The sequence below is a fragment of the Methanobrevibacter sp. genome, from assembly GCF_017432245.1.
Classification (GTDB): domain Archaea; phylum Methanobacteriota; class Methanobacteria; order Methanobacteriales; family Methanobacteriaceae; genus Methanobrevibacter.
Genome location: NZ_JAFRJO010000019.1, coordinates 1 through 3506, shown reverse-complemented (window position 1 = coordinate 3506; position 3506 = coordinate 1). Strand labels below are relative to the sequence as shown.

The following is a 3506-nucleotide window of genomic DNA, read 5'->3' as shown; positions in this document are numbered from 1 at the left end:
TACCAACCTGAAATCGCTTACTTTGAAACCTGTCACGAAGTAAAGCTCATTGTAGATGACATCTACGAAAACGGTAGGGCTGGACTGTGGCATGATGGAAGTAACACTGCTGAATACGGTGGATTAACCAGAGGTGGCAGAATTATCACTGATGCTACTAAAGCTGAAATGAAAGCAATCTTAACTGAAATCCAAGATGGAACCTTCAAAAAACAATTTGCAGATGAAAACGCAACTGATGCAGCAAACTTAAAAGAAATGAGAGCTGCTGAAGAAAAAGAAGGCATCGAAATTGTCGGTAAAAGATTAAGAATCGCTTGTGGATTACAAAAAGAAGACGAATAGTTTCTCTTCTTTCTTTTTTCTTTTTTTATTTATTTTTACAATATTATAATATTTTTTATCAAATTTTCTTATTTCAAACTTTTTAAAAACTTTCTGCTTTTTTAAATATTATATAAAAGTTTTTAAACTATGCCAAATATATCTAAATTAACTAATGATTAGTCTAGATTTTTTTAATTTAATTCTAAATTTGTGATTAAAATGGTATTTGTAGGTATGGATCATGGAACTACCGGTATTTCATTTGCTATAATGAATGATACAGAAGTTCTTGATGTTTTTAAGATATCTCGTGAAGATAGTAAGGCTGGAAAAGTGTCAGCTATTGAAGAATTGTCCAAGCGTGTAGATTTGGATGATATTGAATTAATGATTATCACTTATGCAATGGGAGATGGAATCAGCACCATTCTTCCAATGGAAAGGGTTGAAAACAGAGGAATCCTTTCAATTGGCGGTGCAGGTAAGGTGACTGGTGGTGGAACATCAGTGTATTCAGAAATTGAAAATGCCAATTTGCCTGTATTGATGATTCCAGGAATCCATAAGAATTGCGATTGGCTTGACCCACTGTTCAGAGCAGCTTATTCCCATCATGCAAGCCCTGAAAAAATCAGCATTGTCTATAATGCTTATCTTGAAACCAATTGGGAAAACATGATTGTCGCGGACATCAGTTCCAATAGCGTTGACTTGCTTGTTGAAGATGGAATAATCAAGGGAGCCATTGATGCCTGTTGCGGTGCAATGGGAGTTGTTCATGGACCTCTTGACTTGGAAATGATCAGGGATATCGATGAGGGTAAAAGAACAGCTAACGAATGTTTCTCTCATGCCGGTGCAGTAAAGATAGCAAATATTGATGATAAGGTCGCTTTCATGAAGGATGACCTATTAGAGAATTATAGAAATGGTGATGAAAAGGCCAAATTAGCTATTGACACTATGATAATGACTGTAGTCATGGAAATAGCAGGATTGATTGCAGTCAGCAAAAATGAAATTGAAGGAATTGTTCTTACAGGCTCTATGGGTTCAATGAAAGATCCTGTAGATTTTGAGAAAGAGTTGAACAAGTACTTCAAGAACAAGTACCCAACCAAGATCATTTCAAGTGAATCCGGAGCTATTGGTGCAGCTCAAATAGCAAGGGACATTGCTCATGGAAAAAGAGAGATCATGGGTATAAAAGTTGAGCTTTAATTGTATACAAATTGTATTCAAATTGTATACAATATATTTTTTTTAGACTATTTTTTCTTTATTTTTTTTCGATTTTAATTTTTTTAAAAAAAGAGTTTTAAATTTATTTTTATTGCAAAACTCATTATTTCTCCTTTTTTTATCTAAAATTTTTTCTACAATAGAAAATTAAAAATAGCTATTTTTAAATAGGGATATAATAATTTTTAAAATGAGCATATAATAAAATTTATGAAATAAATAAAAAATAAAAATAGAAAAATTTAGAGAATATTTCTCTAAACTTTTTTTAAGTTGATTAAAGTATTAAACTACCAACCAACACGATAATTCCTACAATCCAACAGTAGTAAGCGAATATGTCCAAGCTTTTTTCTCTAACGATTTTAAGCAGTACGCTTATAGCCAAGTATCCTGAAATAATTGCAACAACAAATCCTGCAATGCATGCTCCTATTTCGATACTTCCTCCACTTAAATCCTTAAGTTGGAAAACCGCCGCACCTAAAATTGCTGGAATTGATAAGATGAAACTGAATTTAGCAGCAAATTCCTTATCTAATCCTGCAAATAATCCAGCAGCTATTGTAGTTCCTGAACGGGAAAGTCCAGGCAAAATAGCTAATGCTTGCCCGCATCCCATGATAATGGCTTCTTTAAGGCTTATGTTTCTAACATCTATTCTGCCGCTGTTCATTCTTTGGGATGCATATAAAAGACAACCGGTTATTAATAATAAGAATGCAGGTATGGTCAATCCCTTAAACATTGATTCGATTACATCGTTAAACAATACGCCTACAACACCTACAGGAATGGTAGCCAATATTGTAAGCCAAGCTAATTTCTTGTAAGGGTCTTTCTTGATTTCTCCTATGAAATTCCCATTTTTTAAGTCAACTAGACTTAAAAGGAATCCTTTAATCATATTTACAATATCATTAAAGAAATACACTATTACAGCTACAAGTGTTCCTACATGCATCAACACATCAAAGGCAAGCCCTACCTCAGAAACACCTAATGCCTGTTGGGCAAAGATCAAATGAGCAGAACTGCTTACCGGTAGAAATTCAGTTAATCCTTGGACAAGTCCAATGATTATTGCTTGAAAAATATCCATTATTTCAACTCGCTTAGTTTTTTATAAGATTTTAAATTAGTTAAGTTTAAAAAGCTTTAAAAAAAATTTAATTAACTCATGTCTATTCGACATAAGTTAACCAATTATGAATGTCTTCAGATCTTCCATATACTGCATCGAAGTATTTTTCTTGCAATTCTTTGGTTACAGGACCTCTTGATCCAATACCGATTTGTCTGTTGTCGATTGCACGGATTGGAGTAACTTCTGCTGCACTTCCAGTGAAGAACACTTCGTCAGCTAAGTATAATCTTTCTCTTGAGATGGTTTCTTCAGAAACTTCATAGCCTAAGTCTTTCGCAATGGTCATGATACTGTCTCTGGTAATTCCTCTAAGGATGGAAGAACCTAAATCAGGAGTGATGATTTTACCATTTTCTACGATGAAAATGTTTTCTCCACTACCTTCTGCAACATGTCCGTGATAATCTAATTGGATAGCTTCATCGTAACCGTGCTCTCCTGCTTCCAAGTTTGCAAGCTGGGAGTTCATGTAGTTAGCTGCAGCTTTTGCAAGAACAGGCAATGTTCCTGGTGCTGGTTTTCTCCAAGTGGAAATACCGATGTTTGCACCTTGTTCCATTTCCTCTTCTCCAATGTATGCTCCCCATTCCCATACAGCAATGGTGGTGTTTACAGGACAGTTCAATGGGTTTACACCTAATTCACCAAAGCCTCTGTAGGTAATTGGTCTGATGTAACAACCTTTTAAGTTGTTTTCCTTAATGGTTGCTATGATTGCATCACAGATTTCCTCTTGAGTAAATGGAATGTCCATTTTGTAAATTTTAGCGGAATCAAATAATCTTTGTAC

Annotated in this window: 3 protein-coding genes and 1 pseudogene; 2 read left to right on the top strand and 2 right to left on the bottom strand. The window is 34.5% G+C overall.

Going from position 1 to position 3506, the window contains the following annotated elements; translation table 11 throughout:
* Together IJI80_RS01810 and IJI80_RS01805 are read left to right on the top strand one after the other, a co-directional pair.
* A pseudogene (locus tag IJI80_RS01810) lies at positions 1 to 345 on the top strand (ketol-acid reductoisomerase); the annotation flags it as partial.
* A 201-nt stretch (positions 346 to 546) separates the two neighbouring features.
* On the top strand, positions 547 to 1548 hold the full coding sequence (locus IJI80_RS01805) for a methanogenesis marker 12 protein (RefSeq protein WP_292787058.1): 1002 nt from the start codon (positions 547 to 549) through the stop codon (positions 1546 to 1548).
* Between the two features lie 298 nt (positions 1549 to 1846).
* Here IJI80_RS01805 and IJI80_RS01800 read toward each other — a convergent pair whose 3' ends face one another.
* Together IJI80_RS01800 and IJI80_RS01795 are read right to left on the bottom strand one after the other, a co-directional pair.
* Positions 1847 to 2671: an undecaprenyl-diphosphate phosphatase gene (locus IJI80_RS01800; RefSeq protein ID WP_292787055.1), complete on the bottom strand. Its 825-nt coding sequence runs from the start codon at positions 2669 to 2671 to the stop codon at positions 1847 to 1849.
* 82 nt (positions 2672 to 2753) lie between these two features.
* The coding region (locus IJI80_RS01795) for a branched-chain amino acid transaminase (protein WP_292787052.1) at positions 2754 to 3506 on the bottom strand (753 nt) is incomplete at its 5' end.

Coding starts and splice junctions, on each gene's coding strand:
- IJI80_RS01800 (WP_292787055.1), bottom strand. CDS start 2,671: ATGGATATTTTTCAAGCAATAATCATTGGACTTGTCCAAGGATTAACT.
- IJI80_RS01805 (WP_292787058.1), top strand. CDS start 547: ATGGTATTTGTAGGTATGGATCATGGAACTACCGGTATTTCATTTGCT.